The 1,680-nt window shown below is 64.2% G+C and carries 3 protein-coding genes; 2 read left to right on the forward strand and 1 reads right to left on the reverse strand.

Features of this window, described 5'->3' with window-relative positions; all coding sequences use genetic code 11:
* Together ACRDUX_RS27140 and ACRDUX_RS27145 are read left to right on the forward strand one after the other, a co-directional pair.
* On the forward strand, positions 1–158 hold a 158-nt coding region (locus ACRDUX_RS27140), incomplete at its 5' end, for a C40 family peptidase (protein WP_526418331.1).
* Between the two features lie 9 nt (positions 159–167).
* The gene (locus ACRDUX_RS27145; RefSeq protein ID WP_526418327.1) at positions 168–788 is read left to right on the forward strand and encodes a class I SAM-dependent methyltransferase; all 621 of its coding nucleotides are present in this window, start codon (positions 168–170) and stop codon (positions 786–788) included.
* Positions 789–919: 131 nt separating this feature from the next.
* Here the strand turns inward: ACRDUX_RS27145 and ACRDUX_RS27150 are convergent.
* Positions 920–1,680, reverse strand: a 761-nt coding sequence (locus ACRDUX_RS27150; RefSeq protein ID WP_526418329.1) for a L,D-transpeptidase, incomplete at its 5' end; no start/stop codon positions are given.

A 1,680-nucleotide genomic window follows, 5' to 3' on the forward strand; every position in this document is an offset into this window, starting at 1 on the left:
ACCTGCAACCCGGCGACATCGTGACCTTCTACTCCGATGTGTCGCATGCGGGGATCTACATCGGGGACGGAATGATGGTGCACGCTTCGACCTACGGCACCCCCGTTCGCGTCGCGCCGGTGGATTCGTCGCCGTTCCACAACGCGCGCCGGTACTAGGTCCCCGGCGTGCGCGCAATTTTGAAGGCCGCCGGTCGAGCCGTGCCCGCGCAGGGGATTTCTCGCAGGATCGCCGACGCACGCAACTACTGGTCCGCGTCGTCGGGCGATGCTTGGGCGTCAGACTCTCACTGGCGCAACGGTCTTGGCGAGGAGGCGTGGCTGGAGGTTGGTCGAGACCATCTCGACATCTTTCACCGGTTCGCCACGGGACTCGACCTCCCGTCCAGTCCCGGTCGGGTGATCGAATGGGGCTGCGGCGGCGGTGCGAACGCCGTCGCGTTCGCGCCCATCGCCTCGACTTTCCTTGCCGCCGACGTCGCGCCCGAGAGTGTCACGGAGTGCGTGCGACAGGTTCGGGCGGTCTGCCAGACCCCCGTCGAACCGGTGCACGTCGACATCGAGAATCCCGAGCGGGCCGTGGACGGCCGCGAAGGATCCTGCGACACGTTTGTGTGCCTCTACGTTCTCGAACTCACCGCGGGCCCGGAGGAGGCGCTTCGCATCGTTCGGATCGCCGAGCGGTTGTTGGTCAGCGGTGGACTGGCCTTCATTCAGGTGAAGTACCGGACCGCGATCGCCGTACGCGCGGTCATCGACGCGACTACCGTCGAAACCTGGCCAACATGACGACTTTTGGTATCGACGAGTTTTGGCTACAGGCGATCGACTGTGGCCTGACACCGAAGCTGATCACACTGGTTCCTCGGAACCGGTTGGACGCCCGATACGCCTATTACGCGCTGACCAAACCTTGAACCTCACCCTTGCTGGGTTGGGCTGACCGCGTTCCCGGCCCGCCATTGCTCCCAGGGAATGTTCCAGTCGCCTAGGCCGTCGGTGCCCGGCAGCGTCGGGCCCACCGTGTTGAGGACCTGGACGATGTCGCCGCGCTTGGTGTTGTCGTAAAACCACTGGGCGTTGCTGGTGCTGACGTTGAGGCAGCCGTGGCTGACGTTGCTTCGGCCCTGGCTGTTCACCGACCAGGGTGCGGCGTGAACGTAGATGCCGCTGTACGACATTTGGGTGGCGTACTCGACTTCGAGGCGGTAGCCCTCCGCCGAATTCACCGGGACACCGTACGTCGAAGAATCCATGACGAGTTCGCGGTAGCGATCACCGATGACGTAGGTGCCGTTGTCGGTTGGCGCGCTGTTCTTGCCCATCGAGATCGGCATCGTCTTGACCACTGCACCGTTGACCCGGACGGTCAACGTCTTGGTGGTGTCGTCGGCGGTCGCGATGACCTCGTCGCCCACGGTGAAGCGCGAGGTGACGTCGTCCTGACCGAAGAGGCCGTCGCCGAGGTCGACTCCGTAGGTGTCCACTGTGACGACGATGGCGGTACCTGGCTTCCAGTAGTCCTTGGGCCGCCAACGGACTTCACGGTCACTAAGCCAATAGAACGCGCCCTCGACGGCAGGTTGGCTCATGACGGTGATGGCCTTCTCCGCTGCCGACCGGTCGAGAATGTTCTCGTCGAACCGGATCGCCACCGGCTGACCGACTCCCACCACTTCGC

Origin of the sequence: Mycobacterium sp., from assembly GCF_050701675.1 — a bacterium.
In the GTDB taxonomy this organism is placed as follows: domain Bacteria; phylum Actinomycetota; class Actinomycetes; order Mycobacteriales; family Mycobacteriaceae; genus Mycobacterium.